Origin of the sequence: Indiicoccus explosivorum (assembly GCF_002167005.1) — a bacterium.
In the GTDB taxonomy this organism is placed as follows: Bacteria; Bacillota; Bacilli; order Bacillales_A; family Planococcaceae; genus Indiicoccus; species Indiicoccus explosivorum.
Genome location: NZ_NHTN01000053.1, coordinates 1 through 18,242, shown reverse-complemented (window position 1 = coordinate 18,242; position 18,242 = coordinate 1). Strand labels below are relative to the sequence as shown.

Genomic DNA, 18,242 nt, shown 5'->3' with positions numbered 1-18,242 from the left:
TCTTTCCCCATTATCCAGTAAACTTCCAAGTTATCCTGTTTTTTGCATGATCAAACACTGACTGCTTAATTCTCCTAAACATACTTATTTTAGCTAGTCCCGTAAGAAGAAACAGGAAATTTGAACGCGAAAAAGGCGGGAAGAGAAAACAAGTTCCTCTTTCCGCCTTTATTCCGGATACTGTCCGGGAAGTTCCCTTTTGGATTTCAAATAAACGCCGTCGCCGCACCATAGGCTAGTGCTGCCAAAATGACGAACGCCGGGTGGATTTTTTTCACTTCCAGCAAGTAAAGACTGGCTCCTGCGAGCAATAACGTTTCCGCAATCCCCGCTTCATCCGCGGATTCCACGAAGAACTGCAGCGCCATGACTCCAAGGAGAACCGCAATGACCGGGCGGATCAGCTTGGTGATGTTCTTCACTTTCGGGGAGTCCTTGTATTTCAGCAAGGTCACCATCAGACCGATCATCAGGACAAGCGACGGTCCGACGGCGGCGAGCAGCGCGACGGCCGCGCCAAGGAACCCGCCTTCCGTGTAACCGATATAGCCGGCCATCTTCGTGGCGATCGGACCGGGCAATGCGTTGCCGAGCGCGAGCACTTCCCCGAATTCCTGTGTCGTCATCCACCCGTAGCGGTCCACTACTTCCGCTTCAACAAGCGGGATGGAGGCCGGTCCCCCGCCGTAGCCTAGGACACCGGGAATGAGAAACGCGATAAACAGCTGCCAAAAAATCATTCATCCCCGCCTCCTTTATTAAATGGAAGAAAGACAAAAATGAGGACGGCCAGGATCAGGAAAGCCGGATGGAGGCCGAGTCCTTCCATCAGGAGCACGGCACCCGCTGTCAGCAGAACCGCCTTTCCCCACCCGAGCGACTGGCCCGACTTTTTCAGGAAATCCCATGTCAGCACGGCGAGCATGACGCCAACGACAGGAACGACGGCAGCAGACATGCTGCTGACCCACGGCAGGTCCTTGTTGGACTGCAGGATCGTAAGGAGCAGCACCATCAGGAAAACTGTCGGCAGGACAGTCGCCACAAGCGCCGTCATGCTGCCGGGGATGCCGCCGAGCCGGTAGCCGATATAGCCGGCCATCTTCGTCGCGATCGGTCCCGGCATCGTGTTCGCCAAGGCGAGCGTATCCCCGAACTCATCGTCCGACATCCACTTGTATTTCTTCACGACTTCCTGATGGAACAGCGGAATGGAAGACGGGCCGCCGCCGAACCCGAAAATACCGACACGGAAAAAAGCGGCGAACAGTTCCGCATTCAGTTTCACTCTGGACGGCCTGGCACCGGCCGTCCGGGTTTTCTGGTGGATCACCACACAGCAACTGCCCCGTCTGTCCGGGATTCTGTTCCGCCTGCCAGAACACCGGTTTCCGGATTCCGCCAAATGATCTGCCCCCGTCCGAACGGTCCGCCATCCGGCATCACCTGCACGTCATGCCCTTTCCGGATGAGTGCCTGAACGAGATAGTTCGGAAAATGGGGTTCCACAAGCACTTTTTTGCCGCCGGTCCATTGCCAGCGCGGCGCATCAAGCGCAGCCTGCGGATTCAGCAGATAATCGACGGTGTTTGCGACCACTTGAAAATGACCTTGAGGCTGCATGTATCCGCCCATGACGCCGAACGGGCCGACCGCTTGTCCGTCCTTTGTCAGGAATCCGGGGATGATGGTATGGTATGTCCGCTTGCCGGGTTTCAGCACGTTCGGATGGCTGTCGTCGAGCTTGAAATCGGCCCCCCGGTTCTGCAGGGCGATGCCTGTTTCCGGGATGACAATACCTGAGCCGAAGCCCATGTAATTGCTTTGGATGTATGAGATCATGTTCCCTTCTTCGTCAGCGGCCGACAAATAAACCGTTCCGCCTTTCGGAAGTTCATATGGTTCGGGATCGCAGGCAGTTTCCGTGATGGACGCCGCCCGTTTCCGCGCATAGTCGTCGGAAAGGAGATGAGCGGTCTCTACAGGCATCGCTTCCGGTTCCGTGATGAATGCCTGACCGTCTGTGAATGCCAGTTTCATCGCTTCGATCTGTTCATGGAATGTATCGGCTGACTGCCACACCGGTTTTTGCTGCTGCTTGAAGACGTTCAGCGCCATCAATGCGACCATGCCCTGGCCGTTCGGCGGAATTTCCCACACATCGTATCCGCGGTAGTTTGCGGATATCGGCTCCACCCATTCCGGCCGGAAAGAGGCCAAGTCTTCCTTCCGCAAAAAGCCGTCATGCTGCTGCATGAATGCATCGATTTTATTAGCCAGCTCCCCTTCATAAAACGAGCGCGCGTTCGTTTCACCGATTTCCCGCAGCGTCGAAGCATGACCAGGAGAAGCCCACATCTCCCCGATTTCCGGCGCCCGTCCGTCCGGAGCGAACGTATCGAACCACGCCTTGAATTCTTCTGCCGTGAAGGTCTCTTTGAACTTAGTGTAAGCGAGCTTCCAGTACTTGCCGAGGATCGGTGTGAGCGGATAGCCTTCTTCCGCGTAGCGGATGGCCGGCTTCAGCGATTCCTGAAGCGGCAGTCTGCCGAACTTTTCGGCGAGTTCCGCCCAGGCCGCCGGCACACCGGGAACCGTTACGGGAATCAGACCGTGGACAGGCATCTGATCGTGCCCCCGCTTTTTGACGGCATCCACAGAAATGCTTTTCGGGGACGGACCGGAACTGTTCAGGCCGTGCAGTTTATCTTTCACCCATACGAGTGCGAACGCGTCGCCGCCGATCCCATTCGATGTCGGCTCCACGACCGTCAGCGCAGCAGCGGCGGCAATCGCCGCGTCGATGGCGTTTCCGCCTTTCTGCATGATTTCAACGCCTGCCTGCGCCGCCAGCGGCTGTGAAGTCGCCACCATCCCTTTTTTTGCAAACACCGTATTCCGTTTTGATTCAAACGGGTGATTCAAATAGTCCATGACAAATCCTCCTGTTCCAAAAATAAAACCGGATGCAGGTCAGGCCCGCACCCGGCTTGGGATCAAGCAAAATGGCAAGCAGCGAAGTGGTTTTCCCGATGCTCCACCCATGCCGGCTTATCGGTGACGCACACATCCTGTGCAATCGGGCATCGCGTATGGAACGGACAGCCCGACGGCGGGTCAGCCGGATTCGGCATATCACCGGTCAGCCGGATTCGTTCCTTGCGTCCGTGGACGCTCGGCCGCGGAATAGCGGACAGAAGCGCCTGTGTGTACGGATGCAGCGGATGTTTGAATATATCCTTAACCGTTCCCATTTCCACCGCATTGCCGAGATACATGACAAGCACCCGGTCGCAGAAATACTGGACAACTCCCAAGTCGTGCGAAATGAACAGATAAGACAAATTATACTTCCGCTGCAGCGTTTTCAGCAATTTCAGCACTTGAGCCTGAACCGATACGTCGAGTGCCGATACCGCCTCATCGCAGATGATGAACTGCGGATTCAGTGCGATCGCCCGGGCGATGCCGATGCGCTGTCGCTGTCCGCCTGAAAATTCATGCGGGTAGCGGTCGTAGCTTTCCTCTTTCAGCCCGACTTCTTTCAGCAGATCGACGACGGCCATCCGGCGTTCATCCGCCGGCAGTTTCGTGTGCATCCGGAACACTTCATCCAGGGCGTGCCCCACCCGCTGGCGCGGATTGAGCGACGCGTATGGATCCTGGAAGATCATCTGCATTTCCTTGACGAATTTCTTTTTTTCCTTTTTCTTCAGGTCCTGGATTTCCTGATCGTTGAAGATGATCTTTCCGTCGGTCAGTTCTTCGAGGCCGAGAATGGTGCGGCCGAGCGTCGATTTCCCGCAGCCGGACTCGCCGACGACGCCGAGGCTTTCGCCTTCAAACACTTTCAGGGAGATTGATTCGACCGCTTTCACGTTGCCTTGCACGCGTTTCAGCACGCCGCCCTTGATCGGGAAGTATTTCCGGACGCCGTTCAGTTCAAGGAGCACTTTCGATTCAGACGGTGGCGGTGACTGTTCCATTGCTTTCATCGGCCTTCACCTCCTCGTCTTCATGAAGCCAGCATTTTGCGGTATGGCCGTTCCGGTCAATAAATTCCGGCGGATCGAGCACTTTGCATTTGTCCATTGCGAACTGGCAGCGCGGATGGAACCGGCAGCCCGAAATCTCTTCGTTCAATCCCGGCATGGAGCCCGGAATGGCTTCCAGTTCGAATTCCGGATCATCGATGTTCGGCACGGAATTGAGAAGCCCTTTCGTATAGGGATGTTTCGGATTGCCGAACACTTCCTCCACCGTGCCTTCTTCCACTTTCTTGCCGGCGTACATGACCATCACCCGGTCCGCCACTTCCGCGACGACACCCATATCGTGGGTGATCATAAGCACGCCCATGCCAAGCTCTTCTTTCAAGTCGTTGATCAAATCGAGGATCTGCGCCTGGATCGTCACATCAAGTGCCGTCGTCGGCTCATCCGCGATCAGCAGGCCGGGATGGCACGCCAGGGCGATGGCGATCATCACCCGCTGGCGCATCCCGCCGCTCAGCTCATGCGGATACTGCTTCAGCCGTTTTTCTGGATACGGGATCCCGACTTGCTTGAGCAACTCGATGGCTTTCACGGTCGCTTCCTTTTTGGATACATTCCGATGGAGCAGGAGCGGTTCACGGAGCTGGTACCCGATCGTCAGGACCGGGTTCAGTGCCGTCATCGGCTCCTGGAAAATCATCGAAATCCGGTTGCCGCGGAGTCTGCGCATTTCTTCGTGCGACAGATCCTGGATCGGCTTGCCTTCCAGCAGCACTTCGCCGCTTTCGATTGAACCGTTCTGCGGCAAAAGCCCGATAACCGAAAGGGATGTGATGCTCTTGCCGCAGCCGGATTCCCCGACGATGCAGAGCGTCTCCCCTTTTTTTACTTCGAAGGAGACATCTTTCACGGCCTGCAGCGTCCCATCGGCTGTGCGGAAGGAAGTCACTAAGTTTTTCACTTCAAGCAATGCCTCCTGCATACTCATCCTCCTACTCTCTTGTTACGTTTTCCAGGAACCACTGGCCGTTCGGATCCAGTTTCAGTCCTTGTACATCATCTGCAGTTGCAGCTGTTACAACACCATGATTCATGACGACTGTTGCGGTTTCGTCCAGTAACAGCTGATTCGCTTCGATCAGGGCTTGCTTGCGCGCGTCCTGATCGACCGTCACGCGGGATGCGTTGACAAGTTCATCGAATTCCGGGTTGCTGTACTGTGAACGGTTCGAAGCTCCGATATTGTCTGAATGGAAGTTCGGGTACAGAAGCTCTGATCCGTCGCCTGTTACGTTCGACCAGCCGAGGAAAGTCAGGTCATATTCGCCTGCTGCTGTCGCATCGAGGAACGTTCCCCATTCCATCGTTTCGATCGCTACGTCGAACCCTGCTTCCGCAAGCTGTGCCTGTGCGATTTCAGCCATTTGCATATAATTATCGCGGTTGGCAACAAGCATTTTGATGGTCTGGTCGCCATAGCCGTTTTCCTCAACGAGCTGCTTTGCCAGTTCCGGATCATACGCCTGTCCGCCGTTGTCCGCTTCTTCTGTATAGCCGAATACTTTCGGTCCGATGACGGAGTCACTGCGGACTCCGAGTCCGTTCAGGTTCTCAACGAATGCGTCGCGGTTGATTGCTGCTGCGACTGCTTTCCGGAATTCCGGATCCTGGTTCATTTCCTTACTGAAGTTGAAGTTCAGGTAGTACACCGGTGTGCCCGGCTTTTCAAGCACTTCCACATTATCCAGTGAACGGATGCGGTCGATCTGATCAGAAGGCAGACCGTCGATGAAATCGACTTCGCCTGTCTGGAGCATCGAGATGGCTGTCGAAATTTCAGGTACCACTTTGAATGTCACTTTATCGAGCTCAGGTGCCCCTCCCCAATAATCCGGGTTGTCTTCGAGGACGAGGGATTCACCCTGTGTCCACTCGACGAACTGGAATGGGCCAGTGCCGACCGGCTGCTGCATCAGATCCTGTGCTTGATCCGCTGTCGGGCTGACGATGGAAGCGTTCGTATGGGAAAGCGCCGCCAGCATCGGGCCGTACGGGTATTTCGTTTTGATTTCAACAGTATTTTCATCAATGACGTTCACGCTTTCAACCGGTTCGAGGAGCGATGCACGCGGTGCGGCAGTCGCCGGGTCGCGCAGTTTATCGAATGTGTATTTGACCGCTTCCGCATTGAATGGCGTACCGTCCTGGAATGTGATGCCTTCTTTCAAGTGGATGACCCATGTTTTGTCATCCGGCGTTTCGTACGATTCTGCGAGTTTCGGTTCGATTTCCATTGTTTCCGGGTTCCGGACGAACAGTGTTTCATAAATCTGTGAAATGGCGTTGGACGACACGGAATCGTTCGTCATGATCGGCGACAGACCGACCGCGTCACTTGTTGCCGCATAAACGATTTCCTGGTCCACGTCTTCCGCCGCTTCCACTCCTTCTTCGGAAGCTTCTGTAACCGCCTCTTCCGGAATCGTGCTGCCCCCGCATGCCGCAAGCAGCATGACGACGAATCCGAGTACGAATAAAACGAGCCAATTCTTGTTAAGTTTCTTCATGTAACTTCCCCCATTCGTTTGGTTAATCGATGTTCATATTCGGGTCAAGCGCATCGCGCAGTCCGTCGCCGAGGACATTGAAGGCAAACACGGTCAGCATGATGGCAATACCAGGTACGATGGTCAGATGCGGCGCGGACCACATAAAATCCTGACCCTGCGAAATCATGGCGCCCCATTCCGGTGTCGGCGGCTGTGCGCCGAGTCCGAGAAAACTGAGAGCCGCTGTCGAGAGGATCGCTGTTGCCATCCGCATCGTCGCAAACACGATGATCGGCGCCGTTATATTCGGCAGGATGTGCTTCACCATGATCCGGAGATCAGAAGCGCCCATCGAACGCATCGCCATAATGTATTCCTTTTCCTTTACCGAAAGCACGGACCCCCTGACAATACGGGCACACGTCGGAATCGACCAAATACTGATTGCGATCGCCACGTTGATGAGGCTCGTCCCGAGAATGGCGATGATGAGCATCGCCAGCAAAATCCCCGGGAATGAGAACAGCAAGTCCACGATCCGCATGATCGGTGAATCGAGCTTCCGGTAGTAGCCGCCGAGAAGTCCGAGTGTCACGCCGCCGATCAGGCCGAGCGAGACCGCGACGACACCGACGACAAGAGAGATGCGGGCGCCGTATACGATCCGGCTCCAGACGTCCCGGCCGTAATTGTCGGTGCCGAGCCAATGGCCTTCACTGAAAACCGGCAATTCACTTTTCATCAGATTCTGCGCCACCGGATCATACGGTGTAATGAGCGGCGCGAAGATCGCCATCAGCACTTGCAGCACGACGATAACAAGACCGGCAATCGCGAGCTTATTGGAAAACAGCCGTTTCAGCGTGGTGACATAGTACTTCTCGCGTTTCTTTCGATTTTCCTGGTGCGGCACCGGCTGGACCGTCGTTGTCATGGAACTCCCCTCCTTGTTAGTCATAACTGATCCGAGGATCGATGTACGTATAAATGATGTCGACCGCCAGATTGACGATCACGAACAAAGCGGCCACCAGGAGGACCGAACCCTGTACCATCGGGAAATCACGGGCAGCAATCGCATCGATCATCAGCCGGCCGACGCCATTGATGGCGAAGACCTTTTCCGTGATGATGGTCCCTCCGAGCAGGAAACCGAAATTGAGACCGATGACGGTGATGATCGGGATCATCGCATTTTTCAATGTATGGATCCAGATGACACTGCCTTCCTTCACCCCTTTTGCCCGGGCCGTCCGCACATAATCGGCACGGATGACTTCAAGCATCGAGGAACGGGCCATCCTGGCGATCATCGCTGCTGATGCGGTGCCGAGTGTGATCGCCGGCAGGATCAGCTCCTTCACCCCATCCAGCGTGTACCATGGACTGCTCAGCCCGCCGACTGGCAGCCATTCCAGATTCACTGCAAAAACCAGGATAAGAACTGCCCCCAGCCAGAAATTCGGAATGGAGATGCCGGCAAGTGCAAATGTCGTCGCCGATACATCCCACAGAGAGTTCTGGCGGAGCGCCGAAACAAGTCCGGCAATAATGCCGATGATGACTGCCACGATCATGCTGGCGATCGCCAGTTTTAAGGTGTTCGGAAAGCGGATCATGATCGCCTCCCACACCGGCTGCTTCGTCTGATAGGAATACCCGAGGTCTCCTTGTACCGCGTTACTCAAATACCTTCCGTACTGAGCAAGGAACGGTTCGTTCAGCCCGAGGTTATCCCGGATAGCTTCAATATCCGACTCGGCAGCAGTCGGCCCCGCAATGATGGCTGCCGGATCGCCTGGCGCAATATACATGGAGGAGAATACCAAAAAAGATATTCCCAACAGCAAGAACAGCAGTTGAAAAAAACGTCTGACTACGAGAGCGAACATTCCATTCCCACCTCCCCTTTCGTTTGTTAATCTTTTTTAGCCTTTCGTTTAACAAAAGGAATCAAAGAGTTGAAAGTAATTATAAAACACAGAAATTTAAAAATCCACACTAAAATTCTAAAAAGTTCATATTTCCTAGTTTAAATCGTTCAAAAGGTATCTAAATAGCTAAATTGTATTCCTTTTCGAATGTTTTTTTCAATTTTTTTCGTCAAAAAGTTCAGCATTCAGAAAGCGCTTACTTATCCTCCTGATTACTGAAGGAATAAAAAAAAGACCGCCTTCAGGCAGTCTTGTCCGGTCACAGTTTCAGTCCGCTCCTGCTCTTGAACCTTCTTAGCAGGATGTGGCTTTCCACCCGTGAGATTCCTTCCAGAGCGTATAACTCTTCATTGATGAACTTCTCGAGCGCCTTGAAATCATCGACCAGCACGTGCATATGGAGTGTTGAAGGACCGGTCATCTGATAGCAGCTCGCCACTTGGGGATTATCCGCCAGTGCCTGTGCCACTTCCACCAATGAAGCGGGTTCGCAGTCGACTTCGAAAAAGCCGGAGACACCCTTTCCGATCTTTTCGCTGTTGATGACGACTGTAAACCGCTCGATCACCCCTTCTTCCTGCAGCTGATGCACTCTTTCCCTGACCGCTACACGGGATAAGTTCAACTCCTTCCCGATGTCTACATAGGAAGCGCGGCCGTTCTTCGTTAAAATTTCCAGAATCCGCTTATCTGTCTCATCAATTTTCATTTTGTCACCTGCTTATGTCCCATTTTCATCCATTATACCTCTCAACTTTCGTTTTGAACATAAATCTTTCATTTATTGACCATTTTGTTTTTCATCGGTTTTTTATTGCACAAAACGGAACAACTGCATCAGTACTGCATTTTGTATAATAGCTTGCATTAAATGTTATAAAGCATTATAGTATTCAGTAATCAGTACTGTTTATTGAATAATAGGAGGTGCATGATGAATATCCAGTTCAAGAAAGGGGCGCTCGATTTGTGTGTGCTTGTGCTGCTGGCGAAAGAAGACCGGTACGGCTATGAACTTGTCCAGAAGATCTCGAACCGGGTGGCGATTTCCGAAGGGTCGGTTTATCCGCTGCTTCGCCGCCTCACGAAAGAAGGGTACTTCACAACATATCTTCAGGAATCCGCCGGCGGTCCGCCCCGGAAATACTACAGCCTGACGGACGCGGGGAAAGAGTACCTGGCAGAGCAGCTGAAGGAATGGAAAAGCTTCACAGAAGGCGTCAACCAATTAATCGAGGAGGGAACGGAGCATGACGGAACAGCATTTTCTGAATGAGTTGAAAGCGCGGATCAGCGGTTTGCCCGAAACGGAACAGCAGGATATCCTGCAGGACATACGGGAATACTTCCTGGATGGAAAGCGGGACGGAAAATCGGAAGAAGCGATCGCAGCAGAATTGGGATCACCCGCTTCCATCGGCGAAGAGCTGGCGGCTTCTTATAAACCGGCGGAGCAGCTTGCTTCCGTAGCTCCGGCAGGCGAAGAAGAGTTCGATCATGTAAAAGCCGATATCGCTAACGGTGCCCTTGTTTTATTGCCATCGGATGACGGGGAATTGCACATCGATGTGCAGGATAAAAGTTACCGGCATGATCTGACTGTGGAAGTACGGGAACGCACTCTCCATGTCGACCTTAAGGAAGAACGGAAGTCATGGGGATTGTTCCGGTTCGGACCGTCAGGCAGCAGCCCGACCGTCATCGTCCAGCTCCCTTCCAGGACGTACGGTGTGATTTCCTGTGAAACGGATAACGGACGCATTGAAGCCGAAGGGGCGGCAGCGGAGATGATCCATTTCAAGTCGGATAACGGACGGATCCTCGGGCGGCGCCTCCGTGCCGAAAGGATGCGCGCCCAGTCGGATAACGGACGGGTGGAACTTGAAGACGTGACCGCTGCTGAACTGCTGGCCAGTTCGTCGAACGGAAGGGTGGATCTTTCCCGGATTTCAGGCGGCAACATCCGGGTGAAATCCGATAATGGCAGAATCGACATGACGGACATCCATGCCTCGGTTATGGCTAAAACCGATAACGGGCGGATCCGGCTGCTGACGGAAGACCTCGAGCGGGACATCAGCCTCGAGACGGACAACGGGAGCATCACGGTGGAGACGGCCCGTGAACCGGTCAATACCGTCATCACCGCCCGCACGGACTGGGGAAGCATCCGCGTATTCGGCGAGAAGATCCGTCAGCAGACGTTCGGGAACGGCGAGCACTCGCTCCACCTGAAGTCGGACAATGGAAGCATCGCCGTCGTGAAGCTGTAAGCTGGTGGATCTGGGGCAGAGATATTTAATCTGCAGTAAAAAGCACTTGCCGGGAATAGAGCGGCAAGTGCTTTTCGTTTGTTTCAGCTGACGCGTTCGATCAGCTCAGGGCTGTTGTTCTTCGGGGAATTGACGTCCGGGGATACCGGGTACGCCTCCATTTCGTTTCCGTCATAGGGCTTGAGCATATCCGTCAGGATTTCCTCATCCTGGATCGAAGGGTCGATCCAGCGCTGCTCGTCTTCTTTCGCCAGCACGACCGGCATGCGGTCATGAATGGTTTCCATCAGTTCGTTCGGCTCGGTCGTCAGGATGGAGCAGGAGTAGACCGTTTCCCCTTCCGGTGATTTCCACGCTTCCCACAAGCCGGCAAAGGCGAACGGTTCCCCGTTTTTCATCCTGATCAGCATCGGCTGCTTTCCGTCTTCTGTGCGCCGCCATTCATAGAAAGAGTCGGCCACGACAAGGCACCGTTTTTTCTTGAACGCATTCCGATAGCTCGGTTTATCCGCCGCTGTTTCCGCACGGGCGTTGATCATCTTGTAGCCGATCTTCGCATCCTTCGCCCACGGCGGAATGAGCCCCCAGCGGAGAAATCCGAGCCGGTTCCCGGTGCCGTCACTGATGACGGCGACGACTTGCTGGGAAGGTGCGATGTTGTAGCTTGCTTCGTATTCCGTTTCATCGAATGTCACTTCATCGACATGGAACCGGTCGACGATCACCCTGAAATCCGAGTACAGTGAAAATCTTCCGCACACGCCTACCCCTCCTGTCCGGCAGCCTGGAGCGCTGCCTTTTTCATTCCTTTACCCGAAAACCCGGCAGAAAACCGCGAGAAAAAGCACTGCATCGCTGCAGTGCTCAGTCGGTCACTTTATCAGTTCCAGTTCAACCGGGATGGAAGCTTCCACTTCTTCCCCTTCCAAAGCGGAAATCGCGGTTTCCACCGCTTTTTGGCCGATCAGTTCCGGTTTTTGCGCAATCGTTCCGGCAAGACGGCCTTCTTCCACGGCTTGGACTGCATCCTCCGTCGCATCGAAGCCGACTACCGGGATGTCTTTTCCGGCAGCTTCAAGTGCTTCGAGTGCGCCAAGCGCCATTTCATCATTGTGGGCGAATACACCTTCGATATCCGGGTTCGCCTGGAGAATGTCCTCCATGACCGTCAGGCCTTCCGCCCGATTGAAGTTGGCTGTCTGCTGAGCGACGACATTCAGGCTGTCAGCCGCTACATTGTTGAATCCTTCACCGCGTTCACGTGTAGCGGACGCACCGGGAATTCCTTGCAGTTCCGCGACATTCGCACCTTCACCGACCAAGGACAGCAAGTATTCGCCGGCCATTTCGCCGCCCGCCACGTTATCCGAAGCGATGTGGGAAATGACTTCCCCGCCTTCCGCGCTGCGGTCGACTGTGATGACCGGGATGCCGGCTTCATTCGCTGCTTCGACTGCAGTGACGACCGCTGCCGAATCAACCGGATTGACCAGGATAAGATCCACGTCCTGCTGGATCAGGTCTTCGATATCGCTGACCTGCTTGGCCGCGTCATCCTGTGCATCGACGACTTCAAGTTCCGCACCGAGTTCTTCCGCTTTCGCTTCCGCCCCTTCGCTCAATGTGACGAAAAATGGGTTGTTCAGCGTGGAGATCGAAAAGCCGATCGTCTGCTCACCATCTGCTGCTTCTTCTCCGCCTTCCGCTTCTTCCGCCGTTTCCGGCGCCTCCAGCGAACATGCGGCAAGCAATGTAACTGCGACAAGAAGGAACGATAACCAGTATTTCTTCATTTTCCGACACTCTCCTTTAAGTTGTTTTTTTACGGTCCAGCAGAACCGCGAGTAATATAACTGCACCCTTCACCACTTGCTGGAAGAAGGAGGAAACCCCGATGAGGTTAAGGCCGTTGTTCAAGACCCCGATGATAAGGGCACCGATCAGCGTCCCGATGATCCAGCCCCGTCCGCCTGTCAGGCTGGTGCCGCCCAGGACCACTGCCGCAATGGCGTCCAGTTCGAACATTTCACCTGCCGTCGGCTGCGCGGAGTTGAGGCGCGATGTCTGGATCAGCGCCGCCAAACCTGTCAGCAGGCCCGTCAGTGAGTAGACGTAGATTTTGATCCGGTCCGCGTTGATGCCGGCCAGGATTGAAGCTTCTTCATTGCCGCCGACAGCGTAGACCCGTCTGCCGAACGTCGTTTTCCGTAAAATGAAAAACAGGATCAAGAAACTCACGAGCATGGTGATGACAGGGACCGGGATGAAGAAAAAATAGCCTTTCCCGATCATTTCGAATACCAGGCTGTCACCGGCGAGGCCGGAAATCGGCCGGCCTTCTGTATAGACCAGCGTCAGGCCCCGATAAATGGTCATGGTCGCCAGTGTGGCAATGAATGGTGCGATGTTCCCTTTCGCGATGATGATGCCGTTGATCGCCCCGAGAACGGTCCCGACGAGCAGGCCGATCAGCATGGCCAGCACCGGATCCATCCCGCTTGCCAGCAGGCTTGCCGTCACGGCGCCGGTCAGCGCCAGAATCGAGCCGACGGACAAATCGATGCCGCCTGTGAGAATGACGAACGTCATCCCGAATGCGATCAGTGCATTGATCGACACTTGCCGCAGGACGTTCAGTATGTTGGTGAGGGACAGAAAGTCAGGATTCAGGATCGAAATGATGAGGACGATCAGAATCAGGCCCGCCAGCGGCCCTACTTTCTGCAGAAATGAAGTATTAGCTGCTTTCATCAGCAAGTTTCCCGCCTCCTGTCGCATGATGCATGATAAGTTCCTGAGTCAGTTCCGCTTTCGGAAGATCCGCCGCCAGCCGCCCTTCGTGCATGACGAGGACACGGTCGGCCATTCCCAGCACTTCAGGAAGCTCGGATGAAATCATCAGAATGGAAACTCCTTGTTCAGCGAGCCCATTGATGATGGAGTAAATCTCTTTTTTCGCCCCGATGTCCACGCCGCGTGTCGGTTCATCGAGGATGAGGAGTTTCGGCGCGATGCCAAGCCATTTGGCAATGACCACTTTTTGCTGGTTTCCGCCGCTCAGCGACTTGACCGCCTGATCGGGACCGGACGTCCGGATGCCGATGCGTTCCACCATCTGCTCATACAGGGACCGCTCTTTAGGGGCGGAAACGACGCCGTTCTTCGAAATGGATGCATAGTTGGTGAGGCTGATGTTCTCTTCCACGGTGAAATCGAGGATCAGCCCTTCAGACTTCCGGTCCTCGGTGACATAGCCGATCCCCAGCCGTTTGGCGGCCTGCGGGGAGTCGATTTTCACTGGGCGGCCGTCGAATTCGATGGTTCCGCCGTCCGGTTTCTTGTAACCGAATAAGGACTGCGCCACTTCGGTCCGGCCCGCTCCCATCAGTCCGGCGATCGCCACGACTTCCCCTTGCCTGACGGTGAAATCGACATCCCGGAAACAGCCTTTCCGGCTCAGACCCGCTACAGACAGACGGACATCCCCGATGTCAGCGCTCCGTTTCGGGAACCGCTCCCCCAGTTCCCGGCCGACCATCAGCTGGACGATTTCTTCGAATGAAGTATCGGCGATCCGCTTCGTGCCGACGTATTCGCCGTCGCGCAGGACCGTGATGCGGTCACAGATCGAGAAGATCTCTTCCATGCGGTGGGAGATATAGACGAAGGACACACCCTTTTTCTGCAGCCGCTCAATGGTCTCGAACAGTGTGGCGATCTCCCGATCAGTAAGCGCGGCGGTCGGTTCGTCCATGATGATCACTTCTGCATTGGCCGACAGCGCTTTCGCGATTTCCACGATCTGCTGCTGGCCGACAGACAGCGTCCGCGCAGGCTGCGAAGGATTCACGTGCAGCCCGAGTTCGGCCAGGACCGAACGGGTCTGTTCCCGCATCTCCTTCGTTTTCAAAATTCCGGTCGGACCCGCCGTCCGCTCTTTGCCGAGGAAAAGGTTGTCTGTCACGGAAAGGTCTGGAAGGATGTTCAGCTCCTGATGGATGACCGCGATGCCGGCCTCTTCCGCTTCCCGGGGCGCCCGGAAGTTCACTTCTTTGCCTTTCACCGTGACCGTTCCGCTGTCCCTTGAATAAATCCCCGTCAGTATTTTCATCAGCGTGGATTTCCCGGCCCCGTTCTCGCCCATTAAAGCGTGGATTTCCCCTTTCTCGAGGGAGAAATCGACATTGTCCAATACTTTATTGCCGCTGAAGGACTTGGAAATCCCTTTCATGGTGATCATCTGCCGTCACCTCCTTTTAAAAAATGACACCGGAACGCAGGATGATGTTCGCATACGGAGTCGCTTCACCGGTCCGGATGATCAGCCGGGCCTGCGCGCTCAGCTTCTTCAGTTCGTCGTGACTGATATATTCCGGCGCAATCGCTTCCCGGATGGCGCTTTCCGTTTCCGGGTTGCCCGACTTTATTTCTTCAGCAATAAACCCGGCTTCCGCTTCGAAGTCCTCCAGCACCGCATGAAGGATCTCCAGGAATCCCGGCTTCCCGATGCGGTACGACAAATCGACGCACGGCACACCGGGCGGGATCGGCAGTCCGCAGTCCGCGATGACGAGAAGATCGGTATGTCCGAAAGATGCCAGGGCGGCGGCGATATCCCGATTCAGCATGCCCTGTTTTTTCAATCTTCCTCACCTGCCATCCGCGCTGCGACCGCCTGGCGGGACGGCATCCCGCTCTGCGCGCCGAGTTTCTCGACCGCCAGCGATGCCGCCGCGTTCGCGAAGCGGACCGCTTCCGCCAGGTCCGTCCCTTCGGCGAACGCGGCTGCCAAAGCGCCATTGAACGTATCGCCGGCACCCGTCGTATCGACTGCCTCCGCCGGGAAGCCCGGCACTTCGACGATCCGCTTGCCGTCATGGAAACAGGCGCCCCGCTTGCCCTGCGTCACAATGAGGCGGTTCGGATACCGCTCGAGTGCACGCAGCCATTCCGCCCCGAAAAGCGCCGCCGCTTCTGTTTCATTCGGTGTTATGTATGCGGCCAATTCCAGAAGGCCTTTCGCTTCCGCAGCAGCTGGCGCCGGATTCAAAATTGACGGCACGCCATGCTCCCGGCAGATTTCGAGCGTCCGCCGGACCAGCGGAAACGGAAGCTCCAGCTGCGTCACTACTGCTTCACTCTCCGCCAGGACGGACGCCATGCGGTCGGCCAGCGATTCATCGATTTTATGGTTCGCGCCCGGCACGACGATAATCCGGTTATCCCCTTCCGACAGGAGGATGTTCGCAATTCCGCTCGTCCCTTCCTGACGGGTGACCGCCTCGGCATCGATGCCTTCCTGCTTGAGCGTTTCGAGCAGTTCATCCCCGAACAGGTCCGTGCCGACTGCGCCGACCATCCGGACCCCGCTGCCGAGCCTCGCCGCCGCCACCGCCTGGTTCGCGCCTTTCCCGCCTGGCGCTGTCGTATACAGATCCCCGAGTATCGTTTCGCCCTGTTCCGGAAAACGCGGACTTCTCACGACGAGATCCATGTTGATGCTTCCGACCACTGTAATCATGTCCTCACGCTCCTCGTTGTTCCCCGTACTATCAGTTTCACAGGCACTTCATGGAACCGCTCTTCCAGCGGCTGGTTTTCGATGAGCTTGATCAGCATCCGCGCTGCGACCGCTCCCATTTCATATATGTCCTGTGCGACTGTCGTCAGTCCCGGCGACAGCATCTCCCCCATCGAGATGCCGTCGAATCCGATGATCTGGAGGTCTTCCGGCACATCTATGCCCAGTTTATGCGCAGCCTTCAGAGCGCCGGCCGCCGACACATCACTGCTCGCAAATATCCCGTCCGTCTCCGGATGCGCTTTCAGAAAAGATTCGACCAATTCCTCCGATTCCTCGAAATGGAAAGGACCAGTCAACACCGAAAAATGCGCATCCGCCCCGTCGATCTCCGCCATGAAACCTTCATAGCGGTCATTCGCCGGATTCAGCTCCTCTGGCCCCCGGAGGAACAGGATATTCCGGCAGCCCCTGTCCAAAAGCGCCCGTGTGCCGAGTGCCGCCCCTTCGCGGTTATTGGAAGAAACGATGGGAACGCTTTCATTTATGGCGCGGTCCAAGGCGACGATCGGCAGTTTGATGTCGGTGTAATGCGGCGCGTCCAGCTGATTGGAGATCACAATAAATCCGCCGATGTACTTTTTCTTCAGCTGTTCCGTATAATTCCTTTCCTTTTCGGGGTTCTCGTCCGAATTGCACAAAATGACGGTATAGCCATAAGTCAGCGCCACGTCTTCCACCGCCCGGGCAAGTTCCGGAAAAAACGGATTCGTAATATCCGGCAGGATCAGGCCGATCAAATTCGATTTTTTCGTGTTCAGGGACCTGGCCACTTGGTTGATTTCATAATCGAGCTCTTTTACAGCCGCTTCCACGGCTTTTTCGGCGTCTTTGCTCACATAGCCGTTCCCATTCAGGTAGCGGGATACCGTCGCGACAGAAACGCCCGCTTTTTTTGCTACATCCCGAATTGTCGTCATTTCGGCGCTTCACTTCCCATCTGGTGTGTGTAACCGGTTACACAAAATATAAACGGTTTCACTTCAATTGTCAAACTTATTTTTGCACGATCCGATCAAGAATCGCTGAAAGTGACAGCATGCCGTTCGTTGAACTTCCGGGCAACGTCTTTAATGAGCTTCCGTCCGAGAAACTGCTTCATGTGGAGCTCCGCTTCATCCATCACTTCAGCGATCAGGCAGTCCTCATCCTCTTTCAGCTCCACATGATCCGCCGTACAGCTGAAAAGCGACATCTCCCCCTCGACCGCGTGGATCACATCCAGGAAAGACGCATCTTCCGCCCGCTTCCTGATTTTATATCCGCCGTTGACACCCGGCGCCGACTCGATCAGCCCCGCTTTAACGAGCTTGGTCAATATTTTCGATAAGTAAGTCGCCGATACATCCTGCGCTTCCGCCAGCGGGACCACGCCCATCGTCTGCCCGGCCGGCACATTGGAAAGATGCATCATCGTGTGCAGCGCGTAATCCGTCGCTTTTGAATACTTCATGGCTTTCCATTCCCCATTTCTTTATCACATGTAAATCCGGTTTCGCACAGCCAGTCCTTCACCACCCCCGCTTCCCGCGCCGGGCACTTCACGACGCAGACCGGATAACAGCGCGTATCCGTGTAGCAGCGGAAATTCCGCTCCTGCAGCTTCTGCTCCAGCCGGTTGATACAAGCGCGGTCCGATGAGGCAAACACGGCAACATCCCTGGCCAATATGTCTTTTAAAAATACCATTTCTTCCGCCTCCTGTCGTGGAAATTCCATTACGGTTATTAAAGACTCTTATTATCTATAATTATAACAAAAGTTTTCAGCTAATAAAGAATGGAAAGCGGAAAAAGTTAATTTATCAGGGGCAGCGCCGGTTCGGTCTTTGGGTGTCCGGCGTGGAGTGGTGTATTTCGACTCTGCAGCGCTCCATTTCGACTCTGCAGCACCCTATTTCGACTCTGCAC

The 18,242-nt window shown here is 54.9% G+C and carries 20 protein-coding genes; 2 read left to right on the top strand and 18 right to left on the bottom strand.

What is annotated here, in order from left to right; translation table 11 throughout:
* Window positions 1–206: 206 nt before the first annotated feature.
* The 9 genes from CCE92_RS13075 to CCE92_RS13035 form a co-directional block, all read right to left on the bottom strand.
* A complete protein-coding gene (locus tag CCE92_RS13075; protein ID WP_088008583.1) occupies window positions 207–740 on the bottom strand; it encodes a chromate transporter in 534 nt (177 codons plus the stop codon).
* On the bottom strand, window positions 737–1,333 hold the full coding sequence (locus tag CCE92_RS13070) for a chromate transporter (protein WP_241536052.1): 597 nt from the start codon (window positions 1,331–1,333) through the stop codon (window positions 737–739). The genes CCE92_RS13075 and CCE92_RS13070 overlap by 4 nt, the downstream gene beginning before the upstream one ends.
* Window positions 1,330–2,934 carry a gamma-glutamyltransferase family protein gene (locus CCE92_RS13065; RefSeq protein WP_088008581.1) on the bottom strand — a complete coding sequence of 535 codons (1,605 nt, stop codon included), beginning with the start codon at window positions 2,932–2,934 and terminating at the stop codon, window positions 1,330–1,332. The genes CCE92_RS13070 and CCE92_RS13065 overlap by 4 nt, the downstream gene beginning before the upstream one ends.
* Before the next feature lie 62 nt (window positions 2,935–2,996).
* Window positions 2,997–3,986, bottom strand: coding sequence for an ABC transporter ATP-binding protein (locus tag CCE92_RS13060; protein ID WP_088008646.1), 990 nt, complete (start codon window positions 3,984–3,986; stop codon window positions 2,997–2,999).
* Window positions 3,961–4,977 carry an ABC transporter ATP-binding protein gene (locus CCE92_RS13055; protein WP_088008579.1) on the bottom strand — a complete coding sequence of 339 codons (1,017 nt, stop codon included), beginning with the start codon at window positions 4,975–4,977 and terminating at the stop codon, window positions 3,961–3,963. The genes CCE92_RS13060 and CCE92_RS13055 overlap by 26 nt, the downstream gene beginning before the upstream one ends.
* 10 nt (window positions 4,978–4,987) lie before the next feature.
* On the bottom strand, window positions 4,988–6,562 hold the full coding sequence (locus CCE92_RS13050) for a glutathione ABC transporter substrate-binding protein (RefSeq protein ID WP_088008577.1): 1,575 nt from the start codon (window positions 6,560–6,562) through the stop codon (window positions 4,988–4,990).
* A 22-nt stretch (window positions 6,563–6,584) separates the two neighbouring features.
* The gene (locus tag CCE92_RS13045) at window positions 6,585–7,478 is read right to left on the bottom strand and encodes an ABC transporter permease (protein ID WP_175578101.1); all 894 of its coding nucleotides are present in this window, start codon (window positions 7,476–7,478) and stop codon (window positions 6,585–6,587) included.
* Between the two features lie 16 nt (window positions 7,479–7,494).
* Window positions 7,495–8,436, bottom strand: coding sequence for a nickel ABC transporter permease (gene nikB / locus CCE92_RS13040; protein ID WP_088008573.1), 942 nt, complete (start codon window positions 8,434–8,436; stop codon window positions 7,495–7,497).
* Window positions 8,437–8,737: 301 nt separating this feature from the next.
* Window positions 8,738–9,187 (bottom strand): Lrp/AsnC family transcriptional regulator, encoded by a 450-nt coding sequence (locus tag CCE92_RS13035; RefSeq protein ID WP_088008571.1) that lies wholly within the window; start codon window positions 9,185–9,187, stop codon window positions 8,738–8,740.
* Between the two features lie 225 nt (window positions 9,188–9,412).
* On the opposite strand from CCE92_RS13035, the gene CCE92_RS13030 reads away from it, so the two are divergent.
* Both CCE92_RS13030 and CCE92_RS13025 read left to right on the top strand, forming a co-directional pair.
* Window positions 9,413–9,754, top strand: coding sequence for a PadR family transcriptional regulator (locus CCE92_RS13030; protein ID WP_088008569.1), 342 nt, complete (start codon window positions 9,413–9,415; stop codon window positions 9,752–9,754).
* Window positions 9,729–10,751, top strand: a complete 1,023-nt coding sequence (locus CCE92_RS13025) for a DUF4097 family beta strand repeat-containing protein (protein ID WP_088008567.1) — start codon at window positions 9,729–9,731, stop codon at window positions 10,749–10,751. Before CCE92_RS13030 ends, CCE92_RS13025 begins: the two co-directional genes overlap by 26 nt.
* 83 nt (window positions 10,752–10,834) lie before the next feature.
* On the opposite strand, the gene CCE92_RS13020 is transcribed toward CCE92_RS13025, so the two are convergent.
* The 9 genes from CCE92_RS13020 to CCE92_RS12980 form a co-directional block, all read right to left on the bottom strand.
* Entirely contained in the window at window positions 10,835–11,512 is a 678-nt protein-coding gene (locus CCE92_RS13020; protein ID WP_088008565.1) for an SOS response-associated peptidase, read from the bottom strand.
* Between the two features lie 111 nt (window positions 11,513–11,623).
* On the bottom strand, window positions 11,624–12,544 hold the full coding sequence (gene rbsB, locus CCE92_RS13015) for a ribose ABC transporter substrate-binding protein RbsB (RefSeq protein ID WP_088008563.1): 921 nt from the start codon (window positions 12,542–12,544) through the stop codon (window positions 11,624–11,626).
* 16 nt (window positions 12,545–12,560) lie between these two features.
* Window positions 12,561–13,502, bottom strand: coding sequence for an ABC transporter permease subunit (locus tag CCE92_RS13010; protein WP_175578103.1), 942 nt, complete (start codon window positions 13,500–13,502; stop codon window positions 12,561–12,563).
* On the bottom strand, window positions 13,489–14,991 hold the full coding sequence (locus tag CCE92_RS13005) for a sugar ABC transporter ATP-binding protein (protein WP_088008561.1): 1,503 nt from the start codon (window positions 14,989–14,991) through the stop codon (window positions 13,489–13,491). Before CCE92_RS13005 ends, CCE92_RS13010 begins: the two co-directional genes overlap by 14 nt.
* Before the next feature lie 16 nt (window positions 14,992–15,007).
* Window positions 15,008–15,394, bottom strand: a complete 387-nt coding sequence (gene rbsD / locus CCE92_RS13000) for a D-ribose pyranase (RefSeq protein ID WP_088008559.1) — start codon at window positions 15,392–15,394, stop codon at window positions 15,008–15,010.
* Window positions 15,391–16,272 carry a ribokinase gene (gene rbsK / locus CCE92_RS12995; protein WP_088008557.1) on the bottom strand — a complete coding sequence of 294 codons (882 nt, stop codon included), beginning with the start codon at window positions 16,270–16,272 and terminating at the stop codon, window positions 15,391–15,393. The genes rbsD and rbsK overlap by 4 nt, the downstream gene beginning before the upstream one ends.
* The gene (locus CCE92_RS12990) at window positions 16,269–17,252 is read right to left on the bottom strand and encodes a LacI family DNA-binding transcriptional regulator (RefSeq protein ID WP_088008555.1); all 984 of its coding nucleotides are present in this window, start codon (window positions 17,250–17,252) and stop codon (window positions 16,269–16,271) included. Before CCE92_RS12990 ends, rbsK begins: the two co-directional genes overlap by 4 nt.
* A gap of 95 nt (window positions 17,253–17,347) precedes the next feature.
* A complete protein-coding gene (locus tag CCE92_RS12985; RefSeq protein WP_088008553.1) occupies window positions 17,348–17,785 on the bottom strand; it encodes an RrF2 family transcriptional regulator in 438 nt (145 codons plus the stop codon).
* On the bottom strand, window positions 17,782–18,021 hold the full coding sequence (locus CCE92_RS12980) for a hypothetical protein (RefSeq protein WP_088008551.1): 240 nt from the start codon (window positions 18,019–18,021) through the stop codon (window positions 17,782–17,784). Before CCE92_RS12980 ends, CCE92_RS12985 begins: the two co-directional genes overlap by 4 nt.
* Window positions 18,022–18,242: the final 221 nt, after the last annotated feature.

What these genes read in the sequence shown, in the direction of transcription:
- CCE92_RS13075 (WP_088008583.1), bottom strand. Translation starts at nt 740, where the DNA reads ATGATTTTTTGGCAGCTGTTTATCGCGTTTCTCATTCCCGGTGTCCTA.
- CCE92_RS13065 (WP_088008581.1), bottom strand. Translation starts at nt 2,934, where the DNA reads ATGGACTATTTGAATCACCCGTTTGAATCAAAACGGAATACGGTGTTT.
- CCE92_RS13060 (WP_088008646.1), bottom strand. Translation starts at nt 3,986, where the DNA reads ATGGAACAGTCACCGCCACCGTCTGAATCGAAAGTGCTCCTTGAACTG.
- CCE92_RS13055 (WP_088008579.1), bottom strand. Translation starts at nt 4,977, where the DNA reads ATGCAGGAGGCATTGCTTGAAGTGAAAAACTTAGTGACTTCCTTCCGC.
- CCE92_RS13050 (WP_088008577.1), bottom strand. Translation starts at nt 6,562, where the DNA reads ATGAAGAAACTTAACAAGAATTGGCTCGTTTTATTCGTACTCGGATTC.
- CCE92_RS13045 (WP_175578101.1), bottom strand. Translation starts at nt 7,478, where the DNA reads ATGACAACGACGGTCCAGCCGGTGCCGCACCAGGAAAATCGAAAGAAA.
- nikB (WP_088008573.1), bottom strand. Translation starts at nt 8,436, where the DNA reads ATGTTCGCTCTCGTAGTCAGACGTTTTTTTCAACTGCTGTTCTTGCTG.
- CCE92_RS13035 (WP_088008571.1), bottom strand. Translation starts at nt 9,187, where the DNA reads ATGAAAATTGATGAGACAGATAAGCGGATTCTGGAAATTTTAACGAAG.
- CCE92_RS13030 (WP_088008569.1), top strand. Translation starts at nt 9,413, where the DNA reads ATGAATATCCAGTTCAAGAAAGGGGCGCTCGATTTGTGTGTGCTTGTG.
- CCE92_RS13025 (WP_088008567.1), top strand. Translation starts at nt 9,729, where the DNA reads ATGACGGAACAGCATTTTCTGAATGAGTTGAAAGCGCGGATCAGCGGT.
- rbsB (WP_088008563.1), bottom strand. Translation starts at nt 12,544, where the DNA reads ATGAAGAAATACTGGTTATCGTTCCTTCTTGTCGCAGTTACATTGCTT.
- CCE92_RS13010 (WP_175578103.1), bottom strand. Translation starts at nt 13,502, where the DNA reads ATGAAAGCAGCTAATACTTCATTTCTGCAGAAAGTAGGGCCGCTGGCG.
- CCE92_RS13005 (WP_088008561.1), bottom strand. Translation starts at nt 14,991, where the DNA reads ATGATCACCATGAAAGGGATTTCCAAGTCCTTCAGCGGCAATAAAGTA.
- rbsK (WP_088008557.1), bottom strand. Translation starts at nt 16,272, where the DNA reads ATGATTACAGTGGTCGGAAGCATCAACATGGATCTCGTCGTGAGAAGT.
- CCE92_RS12990 (WP_088008555.1), bottom strand. Translation starts at nt 17,252, where the DNA reads ATGACGACAATTCGGGATGTAGCAAAAAAAGCGGGCGTTTCTGTCGCG.
- CCE92_RS12985 (WP_088008553.1), bottom strand. Translation starts at nt 17,785, where the DNA reads ATGAAGTATTCAAAAGCGACGGATTACGCGCTGCACACGATGATGCAT.
- CCE92_RS12980 (WP_088008551.1), bottom strand. Translation starts at nt 18,021, where the DNA reads ATGGTATTTTTAAAAGACATATTGGCCAGGGATGTTGCCGTGTTTGCC.